This window comes from Bradyrhizobium monzae (genome assembly GCF_021458635.1).
In the GTDB taxonomy this organism is placed as follows: Bacteria; Pseudomonadota; Alphaproteobacteria; order Rhizobiales; family Xanthobacteraceae; genus Bradyrhizobium.
Genome location: NZ_JAIRDQ010000009.1, coordinates 185,927 through 207,577, shown reverse-complemented (window position 1 = coordinate 207,577; position 21,651 = coordinate 185,927). Strand labels below are relative to the sequence as shown.

Below are 21,651 nucleotides of genomic sequence, written 5' to 3'. Positions count from 1 at the left end.
CCTGCACCATTGTGCCTAGTCTCGCTCCCATCGCACGCGCCCAATGGAGCTTCGCCATGAGCACCGCAAGCAGGCCTTATCCCATCGTTCAGGACCTCGTCGAGTCCTTCGCCGGCTGGCTGAAGCATCGCCGCGAGCTGAGCGAGTTGCGGCAGCTCGATCGCTCCGATTTCGACCGGATCGCAAACGATCTCAGAATCGCCCCCGACGACCTGGAGGAACTGGTCCGCCACGGCCGGCACGCGGCCGACGAACTGCCGCAGATGCTGGCGCAGCTTGGCATCGACGGCGACCGCCTGCAGCGCGCGCAGCCGCTCCTGCTGCGCGACATGGAGCGGGTCTGCTCGCTGTGCCATCACAAGGCACGCTGCAATATGGAGCTCGTGACCGGCACCGTCGTTGAAAACTACCACGGCTATTGCGGCAACGCCGCGACGCTGGAATCGCTCGATCGCGCCGACATCGCGCCGCGCTAAAGCGTCGCGGGAAATCCCGCCCGGCCAGGAATTTCTTGGTCCCTGCCTCGGGTCGAGGTCGGGTCGACCGTTGATTTACGTCAAGCTTCAGGACAAATTCGGGCTCGATCATGGGCTGGCAATGGTGATCTGTTGTCGTGCCAACACATTGAACGGGTGCCCGGATGATCACGATTCCTGAATTGGTGGCGCAGACCTTATCGTCGTTTCTGACGTCCGATACCCGGGACCGGTTTGGTTCGTCTCACGCCCGTTTGACCGAAGTGCTTCCGTTTGCAGCCAGGCTTACGCTGGAGTGCATCGGCAACAGCGACGCCCTTTATCACGACGTCGAGCACACCATGCTCGTCACCCTGGCGGGACACGATATCCTGATGGGACGGATGATGTTGCGTCCGACGACAGCCGCAGACTACGCAAATTTCATCCTGGCCTGCCTCACGCATGACATCGGATACGTGCGCGGCATCGTTCAGGGTGACACCGACGATGCCTATGTTGCAGACATCACCGGCCGCACCGTTCGTCTCCCGCGCGGAGCAACGGATGCCTCGCTCGCACCCCATCATGTCGACCGCTCGAAGCTGTTCGCCTCCGAGCGCTTCGACGGTGTCGAAGAAGTTGACGCAAGCCGGATTGCGCGAGCCATAGAATTCACGCGTTTTCCCTACACGGATGCGCCTAACGACGAACTGGTCGAAGAGGAGGGCATGCTGCTGCGCGCCGCGGACCTCATCGGCCAGCTTGGCGACCCGAACTATCTCAGAAAAGCAAATGCACTCTTCTACGAGTTCGAGGAAATCGGGCTGAACAAGAAGCTCGGCTACGAAACGCCTGCAGACGTCGTCTACAAGTATCCGCAGTTTTATTGGAACAATGTCGCCCCACAAATTCAAGGCGCCATACGTTACCTCAACATCACCGCGAGCGGGCGACAATGGATTGCAAACCTGTACGGCAACGTTTTCCGGGCTGAGCGCGAACCGGGCTTATCCGGACCACAGCCATGATGGTGCTCTTGGGCGAATACTCGGACGATATCGCATGACCAATTTCGCCGAGAGCGGGACGAAGAGGCGGCGGTGGCCTTACCGTTTGGCCGTGGTGCTGATCGCCTATCTGGCCATGGCCTACTTTCTGGCGCCCCTGCTGTGGATCCATCACGAGCACGAAGCCGGACTTGCTTCGTTGCCAATGGTCACCAGGACGTCGGACGATATCCCTGCTGATCCCCTGAACGTCGGAATCGTCGGCAGCGGAGAAGAGGTTGTCCGCGCCATGAATGCGGCCGGCTGGTTTGCCGCCGACGCCGTGACACTGCGCTCGAGCATCGAGATCGTCGGGAGCGTGGTGCTGGATCGCCCCTATCACAACGCTCCCGTCAGCCCGCTCTACTATCTGGGAAAGAAGGAGCAATACGCGTTCGAGAAACCCGTCGGGAGCAGTGCGGATCGACGGAATCACGTGCGGTTCTGGAAGGCTCTCGAAAAGGGCGACGACGGTCGTCCGGTCTGGCTGGGCTCGGCGACCTTCGACCGGGGTGTCGGGCTAAGCCACGACACAGGACAAGTCACTCATCATATCGCGGCCAACATCGATGCCGAGCGAGATCTCCTGATGGCCGACCTGAGCAAGGCAAACGTCGTCAGCAATTTCTTTCAGATCTCGGGCATAGGCCCGACGCTGTTCGGCCGAAACGGGGGTGGCGACCCCTACTACACGGATGGCGAGATCCACGTTGCCGTCCTCGTGCCAGGAGCAGCAAATGGGCCCGCGGATCCGCCGACCATTCCACCGCCGTCTCTCATTGCCCTGAAAGATGCCATATGGCACGGCATCGCTCAGAAAGCGCGAGGCACGCCCTAGCTCCTGCTCATTGCCGCGATCGCGTCAGCGATCTCGATCGTGCGCTTCGCCATGTCGGCGTGCAGATGTTCCACCGTCGCGCCGGATCGCGACGCGCTGAACTCGGGAGCCTTCTAGGTGCGGCGCGGCTTCAAGCGATCGAAGCATTTCTTCGCGATCGTGTTCGACAGCGTCTCTTTGATCGAGCGGCCACGAGCAAGCCTCCAGCCCGCTCGCCAACCGTCAAAGAAGCCGACAACGGACGCAACAAGCACGACAATTACCGAGCCAACAGCTACGAGGATCGCGACTCCTATAATGACCGGATTTTGCGTCGTTGAGGCGCCGGGCTCGAAAAGCCAACTGAGTGCCGCGGCGAACAGCAGCATTACGATGACGGCCGGCAACGCCATGATTTGATAGGCAAACACAAAGGGAAACGTGGATGCCATCGCCAGCGACACCGGCCATGCCGACGAGCGTGTTCGTGGAGCAAAGAACATGAAACCTGCCGCGCACCAAATGATGCATGCCACCAGAACCCACACAGCCAGCGCGGACATGTAAAGCACGGCCTGCATGCATTGGCTCCTTGCAGTCTGGCTGTTCGTCTGGCTCCACCAAGCCACGCTGCTAGAGCGGCGGGGGAATGTCTGAGTTCATTATCACCACGCAGTCACCTTGGACATCAGCCGACGTCACTCGTGCGCAAGAATGTTGACCAGCCGCCCGAAGGGATGGCGCACGTAGAACCTGCGCACGCCCCCTTGGCTCCGTCGCCGGACCGTATTCCAATGCGATGCCGGCGCTCTTCATTCGGCGCAGCGCTTCATCGAGATCGTCGACCTCGATCGAAACGTCCGGCACCGGCGTGCCTGAGCCGGCTTCACTGGCGACGCTCAGTTGCGGCGCCATTTGCGACGACGCCGCGAATGTCGCGATCCAGCCATGGTCCATGACGATCTCCAGGCCGAGGACGTCCTGGTAGAACCGGCGCGCTAGCGAAACGTCCGTGGCCGCGATGTTCGTGACGATGCGTTTCCCCTTCATCAGATCGGCGTCCGCTCGTTCGGCTTCGCGACTAGCCCTTCCCCATCGCAGCGATCGCATCCGCGATCTCGATCGTGCGCTTCGCCATGTCGGCGTGCAGGCGCTCGACCATCGCGCCGTCGAGACGGATCGCGCCGCGCGAGACGTTTTCCGGCAGCTCGAATGCGGCGATGATTTTTCGAGCGCGCGCGATCTCCTCCTCCGGCGGGGTGAAGATCGCGTTGCAGGCGTCGATCTGCGAGGGATGGATCAGCGTCTTGCCGTCGAAGCCGAGATCGCGCGCTTGCGCGCATTCGGTGGCGAAGCCGTCGGAGTTGTTGATGTCGCTGTAGGGGCCGTCGAGGATCTCGAGGCCGGCGGCGCGCGTCGCCAGGATGCAATGGGTGATCATCGGGAGCATCGCGGCGCGGCCGGGCATCATCTTGATCCGCGTCTCGCGCGAGATGTCATTCGGGCCGAACACGAAGCCTGACAGGCGCGTCTTCGGATCGCGGCCGGCTTCGGCCAGCTCCTCGGCATGCAGCACCGCGCGCGCGGTCTCGATCATCGCCCAGACTTTCACGGTCGGCGCCGTGCCGAGCTCGGCGAGGCGACGCCCGATGGTCTGGAGATCCTCGATGCTTGAAACTTTCGGAACCAGGATACCGTCCGGCGACGCCTTGGCCGCCATCGCAACGTCATCGGCCCACCATTGCGTGTCGAGACCGTTGGTCCGGATCAGGATCTCGCGCTTGCCGAACGCCTTTGCGGCGATCGCGGCAGCGATGCCGTCGCGCGCCACCGCCTTGGCGTCGGGAGCGACGGAATCCTCGAGGTCCAGGATGAGGCCGTCGGCGGCGAGATTCCGCGCCTTTTCAAGGGCGCGCGGGTTGGAGCCGGGCATGAACAGATGGCTGCGGCGCGGGCGGGTCATGCTGACGTTCCTTCCGGTTTCTTCGTCTCTATTATGGCCGAAGCCGATAGCATCTGCCCTGCCTATTCGAAAGGCTTGTTCGCGCTACCGGTATATGATTAGGCATAGGCCATGATCACATTCCCGAAGCATTTGCTGGAAGGTTACAACGCCTTCGCCACTCAGCGGCTGCCGGCCGAGCAGAACCGCTATCGCGAGCTGTCGGTGAAGGGACAGTTTCCGGAAGTGATGGTGATCGGCTGCTGCGACAGCCGCGTCGCGCCCGAGACCATTTTTGACGTCGGCCCGGGCGAATTGTTCGTGGTCCGCAACATCGCCAATCTGGTGCCGGTGTATCAGCCCGACGGCAACGCGCACGGCGTCTCGGCCGCGCTCGAATATGCCGTCACGGTGCTGAAGGTGAAGCACATCGTCATCCTCGGCCATGCGCAATGCGGCGGCATCCGCGCCTTCGTCGACAAGATCGAGCCGCTGACGCCCGGCGACTTCATCGGCAAATGGATGCAGATGTTCATCAAGCCGGGCGAAGTGGTCGAGCAGCGTGACCGCGAGACCATGGCGCAGTTCGTCGAGCGCATCGAGAAGGCCGCGGTGTTTCGCAGCCTGGAAAACCTGATGACGTTCCCGTTCGTGCGCAAGGCGGTCGAAAGCGGCCAGATGCAGCTGCACGGCGCTTATTTCGGCGTCGCGGAGGGAACGCTGTTCGTGCTGGATCAAGCGGCGAAGGAATTCAGGAGCGCGCGGAGCGTGGTTTAGGCTCTTTCGGCACGGCTTGAATTCGTAGGGTGGGCAAAGGCGCAACGCGCCGTGCCCACCATCTTTCCCGATTATGCGCAGGTGGTGGGCACGCTTCGCTTTGCCCACCCTACGGCAGCTCGTTACGCCGCCTTCTTCTTCGCGCTGATCAGCTTGCGGTTGATCAGGACTTCCGCGATCTGGATCGCGTTGAGGGCTGCGCCCTTGCGAAGATTGTCCGACACGCACCACAGCACGAGGCCGTTCTCGACCGTCGCGTCCTCGCGGATGCGGCTGATGTAGGTCGCGTCCTCGCCGGCCGCTTCATACGGCGTGGCGTAGCCGCCGGCCTCCTGCTTGTCGATGACGAGACAGCCGGGCGACTTGCGCAGGATGTCACGCGCTTCGTCCGCGCTGATCGGATTCTCGAACTCGATGTTGACGGCCTCGGAATGGCCGACGAACACCGGCACGCGCACGCAGGTCGCGGAGAGCTTGATCTTGGGATCAAGAATCTTCTTGGTCTCCGCCATCATCTTCCACTCTTCCTTGGTGTAGCCGTCCTCCATGAAGACGTCGATGTGGGGGATGACGTTGAAGGCGATGCGCTTGGGGAATTTCTTATTGACCAGTTCCTGGTTGGTGTAGACGGCCTTGGTCTGCGAGAACAGCTCGTCCATCCCGTCCTTGCCGGCGCCCGAGACCGATTGATAGGTCGAGACCACGACGCGCTTGATGTTGGCCTTGTCGTGCAGCGGCTTCAGCGCGACCACGAGCTGCGCGGTCGAGCAGTTCGGGTTGGCGATGATGTTCTTCTTCTTGAAGCCGGCGGTCGCATCCGCATTCACTTCCGGCACGATCAGCGGCACGTCCGGATCCATGCGCCAGGCCGAGGAATTGTCGATCACGACCGCGCCGGCGGCGCCGATCTTCGGCGACCATTCCTTCGACACCTCGCCGCCCGCCGACATCAGGCAGATGTCGACGTCGGAGAAATCAAAGTGCTCGAGCGCCTTGCACTTCAGGGTGCGGTCGCCATAGGAGACCTCGACGCCGACGCTGCGGCGTGACGCCAGGGCCACGACCTCGTCCGCGGGAAATTTGCGCTCATCCAGAATGTTGAGCATTTCCCGTCCGACATTGCCGGTCGCGCCGACGACTGCGACTTTGTAACCCATCGTTCACTCTCCGATGAAAAAGCCCGTTCCTGAAGCTGACGCTTAAACAGGAAGAGCAGCGCTTCTATGCGAGAACCGGCCTCAAGACAACGCTGGACCCTGCCTGAAGGCCTAGGATGCAGTCGCCTGAGGCCGGCACGGCCGCAACGTCCACCCAGATCCACTTGGCGCTCGCCAATTTCGCCGACGAAGTCGTCGGCACGCTGGCGCGCCTGTTCGCCTATGTGGGGGCGCTCGCGCTGTTTGCCATCCTCGCGCTTGCCGGGCTCGGCCAGCTGCCGGATCTGCGCGACGAGGAGCCCGCGGAGAAACCCGGCTGGGCTGTCGCGGACCGGTCGCACCCGGCCTTTGCTCTCAACCGGCTCGATTCATCAGAAAAAACAGCCTCTTACACCATTTTCAGGCACCCGGAGGGCGGCCGCCGCGACGTGATGCGCTGGGCCGGCGACGCGGACAAGCCCGTGGCCGAGCTCGAGATCTACCGGGAAGGCAGCGAATTCGACGTGACGCGGCCGGCGACCGCAGGCCTCGCGGTCCAGATGGGCCTGGGCGCGGCGACCGCGCTCGAGCAGGCTGGCCTGATCGACACCAAATTCGGCCCCGTCGCCCTGTTCCGGCCGGCCGGCACAGCGGATGGGACGCCGGCCTGCCTCGGCTATCTCAAACGCAACGAGGAGCCGGGCTTGCAGATCTCCGGCTTCTCCTGCCAGGGCGACACCGTGCCTGCCCGTCGTGCGGCGATCGCCTGCACCCTGAACCGGCTGACGCAGCTCGCCTCCGGCAACGAGCCGAAGCTCGCGGAATTCTTCGCCCATGCCGAGCTGAAGCGCCGCGCCTGCGATCCCGCCGGCTCCGCGGACTGGTTGCTGGGCGCCGCCAACGCACAATTGCGTGGCGCGCTTTGACCCGCATCAAGGATCTGCATCAAGCTCAAGTCACTGGTATGCATGCAACTTTTGTCGGCGCGCACGATTATTCCGGCGCGGTGTGACTGAATTGACCTAGTTGCGGCCACCCCGGCCGGGCTAGTATGGGATGAAATCGACTGGCGGCTTGCCGCCTGAAGGGGACGTGATGAGCTTGAATTTCTCCGGCGCAAACAAATTGGCGGCCTGGCTTGCAGCGGGCGCCTTGGTTGCGATGGCCTTCGCTGCACCGGCTTCGGCCGACACCAAGACCAAGCAGCAGCGCTATGACGATCGCGGCCGGCCCGTTTATGGCCCGAGCGGTCCCAACGCGATCTATCAGCAGGGTCGTACCCGTATCTACGTGAGCAAGCGCTCCTGGCTCGACGGCGGCACTGAGGTCAACCCGGGCGACCGCAAGTTCAGCGACTACGCGTTTCCGCCGGAGATCGGATATCCGACCTTCGCCCGCGAGAACAACAACCGTCCGATCGATCGCCAGCCGCTTAGCACGCCCTCAGACGTCGGCGGATATCCGCGAAACTTCCCGCTGTATTGAGAGCGGACATATCGACCGAATCAAAATGGCCGGGCTCGCACCCGGCCATTTTTGTTTCAGGAGGTGCCGTAGGGTGGGCAAAGGCGCAACGCGCCGTGCCCACGATCTCTCTCGATCGTGGAAAGTGCGCGGGCACGCTTACGCATTGCCCACCCTACGATTCCTGTCGTTTTGCGAGAGTCACTTTACGAATTAGCTGCCGGATCATAGCGCCGGCAAAATTCCTCGATCGCGTCCGAGCGGAAATCGGCGAGGCGTTCGAAGATGAGCTCATCCGGCCAGTCCCACCAGGCGATGCGGCGCAGGCTGTCCGCAACGCCATCATCAAACCGCTTGCGGATGGGGCGCGCGGGAACGCCGCCGACGATGGTGTAAGGCGCGACATCGCGGCTGACGACTGCGCCCGCGGCGATCACCGCACCGTCGCCGACGGTCACTCCGGGCAGCAGAATCGCGGCGTGACCGATCCAGACGTCATTGCCGACGATGACGCGGTCGCCGCGGCGGTCCGCGAAGAAGTCGCGGTCGCGGCTCGCCGTCGCGTCGTAATATTCGGGGACATAGGTGAAGCGATGCTGGGACGGGCGGCCCATCGGATGGTTCGGCGCGCCGATTCGCACCGAATTGGCGATGGCGGTGAATTTGCCGATGATGGCATCGGCAACATCGCAATTCTCGCCGAGATAGGAGTAGTCGCCGAGCGAGGCATATTCGATGCGCGTATGGCTGAGGATCTCGCAGCGGCGCCCGATCTGTGCCTCGCGCTGGCGCACCGGTTCATGGATGATGGTTTCCGCGATCTTGGGGCGGGGTGAGGCGTCCATGAGCCAGGCTCCGAGAGCAGGTGCCGTAGGGTGGGCAAAGGCGCGAAGCGCCGTGCCCACCGTCTCTTTCGATCACGAAAAGTGCGTGGGCACGCTACGCTTTGCCCACCCGACGAGTGCTGTGCTTGTGGCTACGCGTGCAGCTTCTGCAGTTCCTTCAGGATCGCTTCGCCCATCTGCGTGGTCGAGGCGGCCTTGGTGCCTTCCGACTTGATGTCGGCGGTGCGCAGGCCGCTGGCGAGCACGGCGGCGATCGCGGCGTCGACCTTGTCGGCGAGCGCGCCCATGTCGAAGGAATAGCGCAGCGCCATGCCGAAGGACGAGATCATCGCGATCGGATTGGCAAGGCCCTGGCCCGCGATATCAGGCGCCGAACCGTGCACGGGCTCGTACAGGGCCTTGCGCTTCTTGCTCTTGACGTCGACCTCGCCGAGCGAAGCCGACGGCAGCATGCCGAGCGAACCGGTGAGCATCGCGGCGATGTCGGACAGCATGTCGCCGAACAGATTGTCGGTGACGATGACGTCGAACTGCTTCGGCGCCTTCACCAGCATCATGCCGCCGGAATCGGCGAGCTGGTGCTCCAGCGTGACATCGGGATATTCGCGCTTGTGGACCTGGGTCATGACCTCGTTCCAGAGCACGCCCGACTTCATGACGTTGCGCTTCTCCATCGACGTCACCTTGTTCTTGCGCTTCCGCGCCAGCTCGAAGGCGACGCGGCCGATGCGCTCGATCTCATAGGTGTCGTAGACCTGGGTATCGACGGCGCGCTTCTGGCCGTTGCCGAGATCGGTGATGGTCTTGGGTTCGCCGAAATAGACGCCGCCGGTGAGCTCGCGCACGATGACGATGTCGAGACCCTCGACCGCCTCGCGCTTCAGGCTCGAGGCATCGGCCAGCGCCGGATAGCAGACCGCCGGGCGGAGATTGGCGAACAAAGCGAGATCCTTGCGCAGGCGCAAGAGGCCGGCTTCGGGGCGCACCTCGTACGGCACCGCATCCCACTTCGGACCGCCGACCGCGCCGAAGATGATGGCGTCGGCGGCGAGCGCCTTGGCCATGTCGCCCTCGGAGATCGACACCTTGTGGGCGTCATAGGCCGAACCGCCGACGAGGCCGGTATCGGTCTCGAATTTGGCGATCCCGGCCGAATTGAGCCAATCGATCAGCCGCTTCACCTCGCCCATCACCTCGGGGCCGATACCGTCGCCGGGGAGCAGCAGCAATTTGTGGGTCGCCATGGTCGTTTTTCCTCCGTTTCGTCATGGCCGGGCTTGACCCGGCCATCCACGTCTTGGCTCAACAACACAGAAGACGTGGATGCCCGGCACAAGGCCGGGCATGACGGCATCTCGTGAATTTCGGCCGGAGTGCTAGAGCGGCGTTGCGCGCTTGGCAAGACACCATTGCCGCCGCGCGGCTGTGCAAGGCGGGCAGGGCCTGCCACACTGCGCAGGCCGGAGTAGCCTTTGCTCGCACCTGACCGCCCCCCGCCCGTCGCACATCCCGCGCGGCTGATCCTGACCCTGTCGCTGGCCGCAACCGTCGGGCTCGGCATCGGCCGCTTTGCCTATGCGCTGGTGCTGCCTGACATGCGGGAGGACCTCGGCTGGTCCTACTCGGCGGCCGGTTTCATGAACACCATCAACGCCGTCGGCTACCTCGCGGGCGCGCTGGTGGCGTCCCGGTTGATCCAGCGCGTCGGCTGGTCGGCGGCGATCCGCGGCGGAACCGTGGCCTGCGTCGCCGCGCTGGCGGTCTGCGCGCTGACAGGGAATTTTTTCGCGCTGAGCCTGGCGCGTCTGGTGCTCGGGATCGGCGCCGCGGCCGGCTTCGTCGCCGGCGGCGCGCTGGCCGCGACCGTCGCGCAGTCGCGCCCGGAGCGGGCCAACTTCCTGCTGAGCCTGTTTTATGCCGGCCCCGGCATCGGCATTCTTTCCTCGGGACTGATCGCGCCGTTCACGCTGCAGCATTTCGGTCCGGGCTCGTGGTGGATCGTGTGGTGGGCGATGACGCTGCTCTCGGCCGCGATGACGGTGCCGCTGTTCCTGGTCCGCATCGAGAGCGGCGCGCGTTTTTCGGAAGGCAGCCACGCCGCTTTCAGGATTCTTCCCGCATTGATCTATCTCGCCGCCTACTTCCTGTTCGGCGCGGGCTACATCGCCTACATGACCTTCATGATCGCCTATGTGCGCGACGGCGGCGGCGGGGCCGCGGCGCAGGCGGGATTCTGGGGCTTGATCGGCATGAGCGCGTTCGTGACGCCCTGGATCTGGCGCCGCGTGCTCGCGCTCGACCGCGGCGGTCTCGCCACCGCGATCATCCTCGGCACCAACGCGATCGGCGCCGGCCTGCCGATGCTCGGACATTCGACCGCGTGGCTTGCGACCTCGGCGGTGGTGTTCGGCGTCGCCTTCTTCGCCGTGGTCGGCTCGACCACCGCCTTCGTGCGCTTCAATTATCCGCATGAGGCCTGGCCGACCGCGATCGCGGCGATGACGATCTCGTTCGGCGTCGGCCAGACGCTCGGCCCGATCGTAGTCGGCGCGATCACGGATGCACTGGGGAGCCTGAGTTACGCGCTGAATGTCTCGGCGGCGTTGTTGGCGCTGGGGGCTTTGGCGGCGTTGTGTCAGCGGAAGCCGACGCCTAGCTCCCACTAAACGAATTATACCCCTGGTCTTCCCAATAGCCGCCCTTGTACTCGTTGGTGACTTCCATCGAGACCACGTATTTCGGGTTCTTGAAGCCGAGCTTCGTCGGCACGCGGATCTTCATCGGAAAACCGTAGGCGCGGGGCAAGGTCTCGCCCGCGTATTTGAATGTCATCTGCGTCTGCGGATGCAGGGCGGTGCGCATGTCCAACGGCGAGTTGTAGCCGTCCTTGTCGGCGCACTGGAACCAGACATATTTGGCGCGCGTATCGGCGCCGATCAGTTTCAGGAAATCGCGCAAGGGCGTGCCGGTCCAGCTGCCGATCGCGCTCCAGCCCTCGACGCAGATGTGGCGGGTGATCTGCGTGACCTGCGGCAGCTTGGTGAGCTCGGGCAGCGTCCACGACTTCTTGTTGTCGACGAGGCCGCGCACCTCGAGCTTCCAGGCGTCGCCATCGACCTCCGGCGCGTCGTCGAGATCGTAATAGGCGTTGAACGGGAACGGTTTTGTGATTTCGCTCTCGGAGAATGTCGGCGCCAGCGCGTCGGGATTGAAGATGAAATCCTGCACGGCGTCGTTGAACTTCGAGATCTTCGCCAGCAGCGCATCGGCCGAGGACGAATCGACGACATCACAACCTGTGAGCAGCGTCAGCGCGCCGAGGCTGGCGCCGCCCGCGATGAAGCGGCGGCGGGTGACGTCGGGCATGGTCTTGATGGAGTCCTTGATCAAGAGCCGCTTGTCGACGCCGGGGATCAGGAATGAACGCTTGGCCATATCTGCTCTCCCTCTCTCAGCGACCGATGATCATCGCGCGCAGGCTCTTCGGCACCAGCAGCGCAAGCAGCACGTGAATGACGAGGAAGGCGCAGATCGCGGCCATGCAGAAGAAGTGCACGTAGCGCGCGGTCGGGTAATCGCCGAACAGTTTGACCAGATAATAAAGCTGCACCGGCTTCCACATCGACAGACCGGACAGCACGATCAGCACGCCGACCAGTATGATGCCCGCATAGAGCGCGCGCTGCACGTAATTGTAGACGCTGAGATCGTCATGGCTGAGCTTGAAGGTGAGCGCTGCCCTGACATCGTGGAGCACGCCGGAAGGCGTGATGGGCAGCAGTTTTTTCCGGAAACGGCCGGATGCGAAACCGGTGACGAGATAGGCGAGACCGTTGATCATCAACAGCCACATCGCCGCAAAATGCCAGAGCAGGCCGCCGCCGAGCCAGCCGCCGAGCGTGTATTCGCGCGGAAAGCTGAAGCCGAACAGCGGCGAGGCGTTGTAGATCTGCCAGCCGGACAGGATCATCAGGACCATGGCGACGGCGTTGGTCCAGTGCATGACGCGGACCCAGACCGGCTGGATCGTTTTGGCCGGGGTGGCACTCACGTGCTCATCGACTGTGGCTAGGCTCGACATGGTTCCGTCCTGTGAGATCGCGTTGACGATGATACGCCAGTCGCCCTGCGTTCGTTACGCCGGCATATGCGCGAATCTGGCGTGCAGCTTCTCACAATAAAGCGAGCCGGGGGTACCCCCGACTCGCCTTGTCTTGCCGCTCATCCCGGCTCAGGGGGACTAAACAGGGCCACGTGGTGTTAGGTCGCGGGCATCAGCACGGTGTCGACCACATGGATCACGCCGTTGGACTGGTTGACGTTGGAGATCGTCACCATCGAGGTGCCGCCCTTGGCATCGACGATCCAGACCTTGCCGTCCTGCTTCTTGACGGTCAGTTCCTCGCCCTCGACGGTCTTGAGCTTCTTGCCGTCGGTGAGGTCGGAGGCCTCGAGCTTGCCGGCCACGACATGGTAGGTGAGGATCTTGGTCAGGGTCGCCTTGTTCTCGGGCTTGACCAGGGTATCGACGGTGCCGGCCGGCAGCTTGCCGAAGGCGGCATTGGTCGGCGCGAACACCGTGAACGGGCCCTTGCCTTCCAGCGTCGGCACCAGGCCGGCCGCCTTCACCGCCGCCACCAGCGTGGTGTGGTCCTTCGAATTGACGGCGTTCTGGACGATGTTCTTCGACGGGAACATCGCGGCACCGCCGACCATGACGGTCTTTTCCTCGGCGCGGGCGGGCGCGACGACGGTCGCGGTGATGGCCAGGGCGCTGAAGGCTGCGGCGGTGAGATAAGCAATGCGCTTCGACATGGAGAAACTCCCGATGATTGTGACCGGCGATTGCCGGATTTTGCGTTGGGGCAACAACGGCGCCTGCGACAGTTTGAGGTGAGGCAGTCACGCGTCGTTGGTCCGAACTACGGGACGGTCTGCGAAGCGGTTTCGAACAATAATTTATCGTGATGCGTGAAACTATGCGGCGGCGTGGCCGTGTGGTGGTTCCGCTGTCATTGCGAGGAGCACTTGCGACGAAGCAATCCAGACTGCCTCCGCGGACACATTCCTGGATTGCTTCGCTTCGCTCGCAATGACGAGTTCGTGGCTCTTGCCGCCTCAGTCCCTGTTGTGCGGCGTCTGAATGAACCCGCGATTGTGCGTCGGGCTGATAAGGAGCTCGTTGATGCAGACACGCGGCGGCATCGAGGCGATGAACGCGATGGTGCGGCCGAGATCTTCCGACTGCAGCATCTTCGCCTGCTCCTCCTCGCTCGGCACCACCGGACGCAGCTTCAGGATCGGCGTCGCGACCTCGCCCGGCATCAGACAGCAGGCGCGCAGGCCGTTAACGCATTCGTCCATGTTGAAGGAATGGGTCAGTGCCAGCACCGCATGCTTGGTGGTGGTGTAGGCCGGCCCCGGCATCTTCGAGACGTGGCGGCCGGCCCAGGACGAGACGTTGATGATCGAGCCGTCCTGCTGCTTGCGCATCGTCGGCAGCACCGCGCACATGCAATAGAGCACGCCGTTGAGATTGACCTGAACCAGTCTGTCCCAGCCCTCCAGCTCCATGTCCTTCCAGTTGCGCTTGGGGACGTTGATACCGGCATTGTTCACGAGCAGGTCGATCCGGCCGTGCTTCGCGACGATGTGATCGGCCGCCCTCTGGGCCGCGGCCGCGTCAGCCACGTCCAGCGCGAGCGCCTCGGCGGTCCCGCCCGCCTTGGCGATCTTCGCGACCACGGTCTCCAGGGCGTCCTTGCGGCGCCCGGAGACGATCACCGTCCAGCCGTCGGCCGCGAGCGCCTCGGCGCCGGCCTCCCCGATCCCGCTGCCACCGCCGGTGATCCAGGCCACGCGTTTCCCGTTTTTTGCCATGCCAACTGTCTCCGTTGCTTCATTGGGGCGGTTTTTGCTAATCCAGCCCTCGGTTTTGACCGGCCTTGTCAGTCTTGCGGTCGAGGAAATCTTGCATGAACCACGCAGCCAACGCCAATCTGTTTTCCCGCCTGTTCGACGGCCTCGACGATCCCAAACGCCTCGCAATCGAGACGCAGGACGGCGCCCATATCAGCTATGGGGACCTGATCGCGCGGGCCGGGCAGATGGCGAATGTGCTGGTCGCGCGCGGCGTCAAGCCCGGCGACCGCGTCGCGGTTCAGGTCGAGAAATCCGTGGCCAATATCGTGCTGTATCTCGGCACGGTGCGGGCCGGCGCGGTCTATCTGCCGCTCAACACCGCCTATACGCTGAACGAGCTCGACTACTTCATCGGCGATGCCGAGCCATCGCTGGTGGTCTGCGATCCCTCCAAGGCGGAAGGGCTCGCCCCGATCGCCGCCAAGGTGAAGGCCAAGGTCGAAACGCTCGGGGCTGACGGCAAGGGCTCGCTGACCGAGGCCGCGGAGAAGGCCAGCAGCGAATTCAGCACGGTGCCGCGCGAAAACGACGATCTCGCCGCGATCCTCTACACGTCGGGCACGACCGGCCGCTCCAAGGGCGCGATGCTCAGCCACGACAATCTCGCGTCGAACTCGCTCTCGCTCGTCGACTACTGGCGCTTCACCGACAAGGACGTTCTGATCCACGCGCTGCCGATCTACCACACGCACGGCCTGTTCGTGGCGACCAACGTGACGCTGTTCGCCCGCGCCTCGATGATCTTCCTGCCGAAGCTCGATCCGGACCTCATCATCAAGCTGATGGCGCGCGCCACCGTGCTGATGGGCGTGCCGACCTTCTATATGCGTCTGCTGCAGAATCCCGCGCTGTCGCGCGAGACGACCAAGCATATGCGGCTGTTCATCTCGGGCTCCGCGCCGCTGCTGGCAGAGACCCATCGCGAATGGTCGGCGCGCACCGGCCATGCCGTGCTCGAACGCTACGGCATGACCGAGACCAACATGAACACGTCGAATCCCTATGACGGCGAGCGCGTGCCCGGCGCGGTCGGCTTCCCCCTGCCCGGCGTCTCCGTGCGCGTGACCGAGCCCGAAACCGGCAAGGAGCTGCCGCGCGACGAGATCGGCATGATCGAGGTCAAGGGCCCGAACGTCTTCAAGGGCTATTGGCGCATGCCCGAGAAGACCAGGTCCGAATTCCGGCCCGACGGCTTCTTCATCACCGGCGACCTCGGCAAGATCGACGACAAGGGCTACGTCCATATCCTCGGCCGCGGCAAGGATCTCGTGATCTCCGGCGGCTTCAACGTCTACCCCAAGGAAATCGAGAGCGAGATCGACACCATGCCGGGCGTGATCGAATCCGCCGTGATCGGGGTGCCCCATGCCGATTTCGGCGAGGGCGTCACGGCCGTGCTGGTCTGCAACAAAGGCGCCGACGTCACCGAGGCCGCCGTGCTGAAGGCGCTCGACGGACGCCTCGCAAAATTCAAGATGCCCAAGCGCGTCTTCGTCGTCGACGAATTGCCACGCAACACCATGGGCAAGGTGCAGAAGAATATCTTGCGGGATACGTACAAGGATATTTACGCGAAGAAGTGAGGGGCGAATGCTCCGCGGCTGGGGGAAGCATGAAACGCGAGCAAGCGGTCTGGATCAATCATCAACTTCAGGAAGCCTACGCGGCGTTGGATCGCGCGCGTATCGCTATCGCGGACCTTGGCAAGGCCGAGCGGATAAAGCTGGAGGACAGCTTCTACGGCATCGTTGGCGCACTGGAGGACGAGTTACTCCAGCCGATTTACGCGCAGCACCCGGATCTTGAGCCTCCGAAACCCGACCGCGAGCCATACACATATATCTGCGAAGTCACATGGGATGAGGTGCAGCTCCCGCCAGGGGTAACCGAGCAACGGCTCGACGAGATCATTTTCTCGATCATGAAGCCGACGTGGCGGAAGACCGCGGCAATCGTCACGCGCGTGATGGATCGCTGCAAGGAGCTTGGATTGGCGGTCGAGGGCGAAGTGATTGCCGCGCGATTGAAGGTGCTTTCCGATTCCGATCGCATCGAAGGCATTGGCAATATCCAATCGTGGCTTCACAGCGAAGTGCGACTGAAGGACTAATCCGCCTTGCGATTTCTGGGCTCCGCTCTCTCCGCCGTCATTGCGAGGAGCTCTTGCGACGAAGCAATCCAGACTGTTTCCTCGGAAAGATTCCTGGATTGCTTCGCTGCGCTCGCAATGACGGTGGGTGCGCCCTTACTGCCCGCCCACCAGGCTCATCACAAACCGGCTGCCGACGATAAACAGATAGCACCCGAACGCGACCTCCAGCGTCCGCTTCGACATCGCGTGCGCAGCCCTCACGCCCAGCGGCGCGGTCACGAGACTCATCGGCATCACCAGCACGGCGCCGATCAGCGAGACGTAACCGAGCGCGAACGGTATCTGCAGCGCAGAGACGCTCGGGTAGGTCGCCGCCGCCGGCCAGCCGGCATAGATGTAGCCGAGCGCGCCGGGGATCGAGATCAGCACCGCGAGCGCCGAGGAGGTTGCGACGGCCTGATGGATCGGCCGGCCGTAGAACGTCATCAGCAGGTTCGAGAACAATCCGCCGCCAATGCCCATCAGCGTCGAGAGAATACCGACGCAGAAGCCGTAGACGCGCATCAATGGCCCCTTCGGCAGATCGTCGCCGAGCTTCCAGGTCTCGCGCGCGAAGATCAGGCGCACGGCGGCCGAATAGGCGACGCAGACGAACACGATCTTGAACAGCCGCTCCGGCGCATAGCGCGCGACGACGCTACCGAGGACGACGCCGATCAGAATTGGCAGCCACCACACGCGCAGGATCGTCAGGTCGACGGCGCCGCGCTTGTAATGCGCCTGGAACGAACGGATCGATGTCGGGATGATCACCGCGAGCGATGTGCCGACGCAGAGCGGCATGCGCACTTCGAGCGGCACGCCGGCGATGCGGAAGCATTCGTAAAACACCGGCACGAGAATCGCGCCGCCGCCGATGCCGAACACGCCGGCCAAAAACCCCGAGAGCGCACCGACTGCGATCAGCAGCAGCGCGAGCTCGACGAGTTCACGAACATCTAGACCTGCGATCACCCGACCTGCCCCGACAACTGGTCACAACGTTTCCGATTCGTCCGTTCGGAATGAGCTGCGCAGCAAGCTGTAGGCGATCCGATTTGCGTGGTCGACACGACGCGCCTCCCGGCTGGGGTGGAATGCAAGGTGCGCATATCCGCCGCCTGACGGAAAATCGATGCGCAATGCGGAAATTGGAAAGGGCGTGTCGCCCAGTGGCGCTGCCTGGAACGTCATGAACTGACTGGTTCGAACCGTGGCGGCCGATCGGTGGCCTGGAGCCGTTCCAATAGTAATTTCAATGCGCCTCGCCCGTCGCCGCAAAAGATGAATTAAGACTCTTTCCTTGGTCGGCGCGCCATCGCTCTGGTATACCAAGCCCCTGATTGGCTTGTTGCATCAACGCCGTAGAGCTGAACCGCGGTTCGATTTATGTCGATTTGGTGATTGCGCAGGCCAAATCGACTCCGTAAATAGAGCCGACCTTTCGCGATCCCCGCGCGCCCCCCTGCTGGGCCGCCATAAACATCAAAAGCCCATGACCGCACGGATCGAACGACCGCTTTCCCCACACATGCAAATCTACCGCTGGACGCTGACGATGGCGCTGTCCATCGTCCATCGCGCCACCGGTATCGCCCTTTACGTCGGAACCCTGCTGCTGGCCTGGTGGCTGATCGCTGCGGCCTCCGGCCCGGCCGCCTATGCCCACGTTCAGGCCTTCACCGGCAGCATCATCGGCCGGCTGATCATGTTCGGCTACACCTGGGCGCTGATGCACCACATGCTGAGCGGCATCCGGCACTTCGTGTGGGACCTCGGCTATGGCTTCAAGGCCAATGAGCGCGAAGCGCTGACCTGGGGCGCACTGATCGGCGGCATCGCGCTGACGGTGCTGATCTGGATCATTGCCTACGCGACCGGAGGTGGACGATGAGCACGGCCGATACGCCGAAGCGCAGCATGCGCACCCCGCTCGGCCGCGTCCGCAACCTCGGCGCGGCGCATTCCGGCACGTCCGATTTCTGGCGCCAGCGCCTGACTGCCGTGGCGATGGTGCTGCTGATGATCCCCGTGATCGTCGTCATCATGATGCTGCTCGGCCGCAACCAGGCCTATGCCAAGCAGATCCTCGGCTCGCTGCCGATAGCCATCATCATGATGCTCTTCATCGTCGCCAGCGCCTGGCACATGAAGATCGGCATGCAGGTCGTGATCGAGGACTATGTCCACAACGAGAAGCTGAAGCTCGCAACGATCATGTTCAACAATTTCTTCTCGATCGCGGTCGCGCTCGCCTCGATCTACGCGATTCTCCAACTGTCATCCGGAGTGTAACCCATGGCCAATGCGACGAATGGCAAGGGCGACGGCGCTCCCGCGACCAACGGCAAAGCCTATCCGATCGAGGACCACACCTATGACGTCGTCGTGGTCGGCGCCGGCGGCGCAGGCCTGCGCGCCGTGGTCGGCTGCAGCGAGGCCGGCCTGAAGACGGCCTGCATCACCAAGGTGTTTCCGACCCGCTCGCATACGGTTGCGGCACAGGGCGGCATCTCGGCCTCGCTCGGCAACATGCACAAGGACGACTGGCGCTGGCACATGTACGACACCGTGAAGGGGTCGGACTGGCTCGGCGACCAGGACGCGATCGAATACATGGTGCGCAACGCGCCCGACGCGGTCTACGAGCTCGAGCATTGGGGCGTGCCGTTCTCGCGCACCGAAGACGGCAAGATCTACCAGCGCCCGTTCGGCGGCATGACCATGGACTACGGCAAGGGCCAGGCACAGCGCACCTGCGCCGCCGCCGACCGCACCGGCCACGCCATGCTGCACACGATGTACGGCCAGTCGCTGCGCCACGCGGCCGAGTTCTTCATCGAGTTCTTCGCCATCGACCTGATCATGGACGACCAGGGCACCTGCCGCGGCGTCATCGCGCTCAAGCTCGACGACGGCACGCTGCATCGCTTCCGTGCCCAGACCGTGATTCTCGCGACCGGCGGCTACGGCCGCGCCTACGCCTCCTGCACCTCGGCGCACACCTGCACCGGCGACGGCGGCGGCATGGTGCTGCGCGCCGGCCTGCCGATGCAGGATATGGAGTTCGTGCAGTTCCACCCGACCGGCATCTACGGTTCGGGCTGCCTCGTCACCGAAGGCGCGCGCGGCGAAGGCGGCTATCTCGTCAACTCCGAGGGCGAGCGCTTCATGGAGCGCTACGCGCCGTCGGCGAAGGACCTGGCGTCACGCGACGTCGTCTCGCGCGCGATGACCATCGAGATCCGCGAAGGCCGCGGCGTCGGCAAGAAGAAGGACCACATCTTCCTTCATCTCGACCATCTCGATCCCGCGGTGCTCGCCGAGCGCCTGCCGGGCATCTCCGAATCCGCCAAGATCTTCGCCAATGTCGACGTGACGCGCGAGCCGATCCCGATCGTGCCGACCGTGCACTACAATATGGGCGGCATCCCGACCAACTATCATGGCGAAGTGCTGACCAAGAAGGACGGCGACGACAACGCCATCATTCCGGGCCTGATGGCGATCGGCGAAGCCGCGTGCGTCTCCGTGCACGGCGCCAACCGCCTCGGCTCGAACTCGCTGATCGACCTCGTGGTGTTCGGCCGCGCGGCGGCGCTGCGTCTTGCCGAAAAGCTGACGCCGAACGCCAAGCAGCCCGAACTGCCGGCGAACTCGTCCGATCTCGCGCTCGGCCGCCTCGACCATTATCGCTACGCTTCCGGCGGCACGCCCACCGCCAAGCTGCGCGAAGGCATGCAGCACGTGATGCAGAACAACTGTGCCGTGTTCCGTACCGGCGACATCCTGAGCGAAGGCCAGAACCTGATCGAGAAGGTCCACAGCGGCATCACCGACATTGCCGTGTCCGACCGCTCGCTGGTGTGGAATTCGGACCTGGTCGAGACGCTCGAGTTCGACAATCTGATCTCGCAGGCGGTGGTGACGATGGACTCGGCTGCCAACCGCACCGAGAGCCGCGGCGCGCATGCGCGCGAGGACTTCTCCGCGCGCGACGACAAGAACTGGATGAAGCACACGCTGGCCTGGCTCGACGACAAGGGCAAGGTCAAGATCGAGTACCGTCCGGTTCACGACTACACCATGACCAACGACGTGCAGTACATCCCGCCCAAAGCGCGCGTGTACTGATCGAACAGCGAAAGCCTTATCGAAATGGTTGAATTCGCACTTCCGAAGAACTCCAAGATCACCGGCGGCAAGACCTGGCCGAAGCCCGCGGGCGCGACCGAATTTCGCGAATTCCGCGTCTATCGCTGGAATCCGGACGACGGCAAGAATCCGAGCGTCGACACCTATTACGTCGACACCAATGATTGCGGGCCGATGGTGCTGGACGGCCTGATCTGGATCAAGAACCACATCGATCCGTCGCTGACCTTCCGCCGCTCCTGCCGCGAAGGCGTCTGCGGTTCCTGCGCCATGAACATCGACGGCCAGAACACGCTGGCCTGCACCCGCTCGATGCACGACGTGAAGGACGGCGCGGTGAAGATCAACCCGCTGCCGCATCAGCCGGTGGTGAAGGATCTCGTTCCCGACCTCACCAATTTCTACGCCCAGTACGCCTCGGTCGAGCCGTGGCTGAAGACGACCTCGCCGACGCCGCAGAAGGAATGGCGCCAGAGCCACGAGGACCGCGAGAAGCTCGACGGCCTCTACGAGTGCATCCTGTGCGCCTGCTGCTCGACCTCGTGCCCGAGCTATTGGTGGAACAGCGACCGCTATCTCGGCCCCGCCGCCCTGCTCCAGGCCAACCGCTGGGTGTCCGATTCGCGCGACGAGGCCACCGGCGAGCGGCTCGACAATCTCGAGGATCCGTTCCGGCTCTATCGCTGCCACACCATCATGAACTGCGCCAAGGCCTGCCCGAAGGGCCTGAACCCGGCCGAGGCCATCGCCGAGCTCAAGCTCAAGATGGTCGAGCGCCAGATCTAGGTGCTGCTCGCGCTGTCGCCCCCGGCCAAGACGGCCGGGGCATTCTACGATCGGGGCTATTTTGGGTAAAATTTACCCTAACCCGCGCTGCGGGCGAATCGACGCACCACAACCTCCGGTTCCAGCCATAAGTCGCTTCCTTCTCAGCGTCGGATTCAAGTAAGCTTCCGGT

23 protein-coding genes and 1 pseudogene are annotated in these 21,651 nt (G+C 63.5%); 13 read left to right on the top strand and 11 right to left on the bottom strand.

Going from position 1 to position 21,651, the window contains the following annotated elements; all coding sequences use genetic code 11:
• Positions 1 to 56 precede the first annotated feature (56 nt).
• The 3 genes from K3F49_RS28870 (at position 57) to K3F49_RS28860 (ending at position 2,342) form a co-directional block, all read left to right on the top strand.
• Entirely contained in the window at positions 57 to 476 is a 420-nt protein-coding gene (locus K3F49_RS28870; protein WP_234684287.1) for a hypothetical protein, read from the top strand.
• A gap of 164 nt (positions 477 to 640) precedes the next feature.
• Positions 641 to 1,486, top strand: a complete 846-nt coding sequence (locus tag K3F49_RS28865; RefSeq protein ID WP_234684286.1) for a metal-dependent phosphohydrolase — start codon at positions 641 to 643, stop codon at positions 1,484 to 1,486.
• 34 nt (positions 1,487 to 1,520) lie between these two features.
• Complete coding sequence (locus tag K3F49_RS28860; protein ID WP_234684285.1) at positions 1,521 to 2,342, top strand: LssY C-terminal domain-containing protein; 822 nt, start codon at positions 1,521 to 1,523, stop codon at positions 2,340 to 2,342.
• A gap of 113 nt (positions 2,343 to 2,455) precedes the next feature.
• On the opposite strand, the gene K3F49_RS28855 is transcribed toward K3F49_RS28860, so the two are convergent.
• The 3 genes and pseudogenes from K3F49_RS28855 to K3F49_RS28845 form a co-directional block, all read right to left on the bottom strand.
• Positions 2,456 to 2,902, bottom strand: a complete 447-nt coding sequence (locus K3F49_RS28855) for a hypothetical protein (protein WP_234684284.1) — start codon at positions 2,900 to 2,902, stop codon at positions 2,456 to 2,458.
• A gap of 117 nt (positions 2,903 to 3,019) precedes the next feature.
• A pseudogene (locus K3F49_RS28850) lies at positions 3,020 to 3,371 on the bottom strand (VOC family protein).
• Between the two features lie 31 nt (positions 3,372 to 3,402).
• On the bottom strand, positions 3,403 to 4,284 hold the full coding sequence (locus K3F49_RS28845) for an HpcH/HpaI aldolase/citrate lyase family protein (RefSeq protein WP_234684283.1): 882 nt from the start codon (positions 4,282 to 4,284) through the stop codon (positions 3,403 to 3,405).
• A gap of 111 nt (positions 4,285 to 4,395) precedes the next feature.
• On the opposite strand from K3F49_RS28845, the gene K3F49_RS28840 reads away from it, so the two are divergent.
• A complete protein-coding gene (locus K3F49_RS28840) occupies positions 4,396 to 5,040 on the top strand; it encodes a carbonic anhydrase (RefSeq protein WP_234684282.1) in 645 nt (214 codons plus the stop codon).
• 122 nt (positions 5,041 to 5,162) lie between these two features.
• Here K3F49_RS28840 and K3F49_RS28835 read toward each other — a convergent pair whose 3' ends face one another.
• Entirely contained in the window at positions 5,163 to 6,197 is a 1,035-nt protein-coding gene (locus K3F49_RS28835) for an aspartate-semialdehyde dehydrogenase (protein ID WP_234684281.1), read from the bottom strand.
• Positions 6,198 to 6,313: 116 nt separating this feature from the next.
• Between K3F49_RS28835 and K3F49_RS28830 the strand changes: the two genes are divergently transcribed.
• Positions 6,314 to 7,102 (top strand): hypothetical protein, encoded by a 789-nt coding sequence (locus K3F49_RS28830; protein ID WP_234684280.1) that lies wholly within the window; start codon positions 6,314 to 6,316, stop codon positions 7,100 to 7,102.
• Between the two features lie 169 nt (positions 7,103 to 7,271).
• Complete coding sequence (locus K3F49_RS28825) at positions 7,272 to 7,661, top strand: hypothetical protein (protein WP_234684279.1); 390 nt, start codon at positions 7,272 to 7,274, stop codon at positions 7,659 to 7,661.
• Between the two features lie 185 nt (positions 7,662 to 7,846).
• On the opposite strand, the gene K3F49_RS28820 is transcribed toward K3F49_RS28825, so the two are convergent.
• Both K3F49_RS28820 and leuB read right to left on the bottom strand, forming a co-directional pair.
• On the bottom strand, positions 7,847 to 8,485 hold the full coding sequence (locus K3F49_RS28820) for a DapH/DapD/GlmU-related protein (protein WP_234684278.1): 639 nt from the start codon (positions 8,483 to 8,485) through the stop codon (positions 7,847 to 7,849).
• Positions 8,486 to 8,616: 131 nt separating this feature from the next.
• On the bottom strand, positions 8,617 to 9,729 hold the full coding sequence (gene leuB / locus K3F49_RS28815; protein WP_234684277.1) for a 3-isopropylmalate dehydrogenase: 1,113 nt from the start codon (positions 9,727 to 9,729) through the stop codon (positions 8,617 to 8,619).
• Between the two features lie 228 nt (positions 9,730 to 9,957).
• Here leuB and K3F49_RS28810 point away from each other — a divergent pair, with 228 nt between their 5' ends.
• Positions 9,958 to 11,151: a YbfB/YjiJ family MFS transporter gene (locus K3F49_RS28810; RefSeq protein ID WP_234684276.1), complete on the top strand. Its 1,194-nt coding sequence runs from the start codon at positions 9,958 to 9,960 to the stop codon at positions 11,149 to 11,151.
• On the opposite strand, the gene K3F49_RS28805 is transcribed toward K3F49_RS28810, so the two are convergent.
• The 4 genes from K3F49_RS28805 to K3F49_RS28790 form a co-directional block, all read right to left on the bottom strand.
• Positions 11,138 to 11,920, bottom strand: coding sequence for a molybdopterin-binding protein (locus tag K3F49_RS28805; protein ID WP_234684275.1), 783 nt, complete (start codon positions 11,918 to 11,920; stop codon positions 11,138 to 11,140). The genes K3F49_RS28810 and K3F49_RS28805 overlap by 14 nt on opposite strands.
• Positions 11,921 to 11,936: 16 nt before the next feature.
• Positions 11,937 to 12,566, bottom strand: a complete 630-nt coding sequence (locus tag K3F49_RS28800) for a cytochrome b/b6 domain-containing protein (RefSeq protein WP_234684274.1) — start codon at positions 12,564 to 12,566, stop codon at positions 11,937 to 11,939.
• Between the two features lie 179 nt (positions 12,567 to 12,745).
• Entirely contained in the window at positions 12,746 to 13,300 is a 555-nt protein-coding gene (locus tag K3F49_RS28795) for a fasciclin domain-containing protein (RefSeq protein WP_045004457.1), read from the bottom strand.
• A gap of 303 nt (positions 13,301 to 13,603) precedes the next feature.
• Positions 13,604 to 14,365, bottom strand: a complete 762-nt coding sequence (locus K3F49_RS28790) for an SDR family oxidoreductase (protein ID WP_234684273.1) — start codon at positions 14,363 to 14,365, stop codon at positions 13,604 to 13,606.
• 95 nt (positions 14,366 to 14,460) lie between these two features.
• Here K3F49_RS28790 and K3F49_RS28785 point away from each other — a divergent pair, with 95 nt between their 5' ends.
• Positions 14,461 to 15,990 carry a malonate--CoA ligase gene (locus K3F49_RS28785; protein ID WP_234684272.1) on the top strand — a complete coding sequence of 510 codons (1,530 nt, stop codon included), beginning with the start codon at positions 14,461 to 14,463 and terminating at the stop codon, positions 15,988 to 15,990.
• 29 nt (positions 15,991 to 16,019) lie between these two features.
• Positions 16,020 to 16,517, top strand: a complete 498-nt coding sequence (locus tag K3F49_RS28780) for a DUF3658 domain-containing protein (protein WP_234684271.1) — start codon at positions 16,020 to 16,022, stop codon at positions 16,515 to 16,517.
• Positions 16,518 to 16,652: 135 nt separating this feature from the next.
• Here the strand turns inward: K3F49_RS28780 and K3F49_RS28775 are convergent, their stop codons facing one another.
• On the bottom strand, positions 16,653 to 17,513 hold the full coding sequence (locus K3F49_RS28775; protein ID WP_234684270.1) for a sulfite exporter TauE/SafE family protein: 861 nt from the start codon (positions 17,511 to 17,513) through the stop codon (positions 16,653 to 16,655).
• 520 nt (positions 17,514 to 18,033) lie between these two features.
• Here K3F49_RS28775 and sdhC point away from each other — a divergent pair.
• From sdhC to K3F49_RS28755, 4 genes are read left to right on the top strand one after another with little or no spacing between them, the layout of a single operon-like run.
• Positions 18,034 to 18,432: a succinate dehydrogenase, cytochrome b556 subunit gene (sdhC, locus tag K3F49_RS28770; protein ID WP_234684269.1), complete on the top strand. Its 399-nt coding sequence runs from the start codon at positions 18,034 to 18,036 to the stop codon at positions 18,430 to 18,432.
• A complete protein-coding gene (gene sdhD, locus K3F49_RS28765) occupies positions 18,429 to 18,833 on the top strand; it encodes a succinate dehydrogenase, hydrophobic membrane anchor protein (protein WP_234684268.1) in 405 nt (134 codons plus the stop codon). The genes sdhC and sdhD overlap by 4 nt, the downstream gene beginning before the upstream one ends.
• 3 nt (positions 18,834 to 18,836) lie before the next feature.
• Entirely contained in the window at positions 18,837 to 20,672 is a 1,836-nt protein-coding gene (gene sdhA / locus K3F49_RS28760; RefSeq protein WP_234684267.1) for a succinate dehydrogenase flavoprotein subunit, read from the top strand.
• Between the two features lie 24 nt (positions 20,673 to 20,696).
• The gene (locus K3F49_RS28755) at positions 20,697 to 21,479 is read left to right on the top strand and encodes a succinate dehydrogenase iron-sulfur subunit (RefSeq protein ID WP_234684266.1); all 783 of its coding nucleotides are present in this window, start codon (positions 20,697 to 20,699) and stop codon (positions 21,477 to 21,479) included.
• Positions 21,480 to 21,651 lie beyond the last annotated feature (172 nt).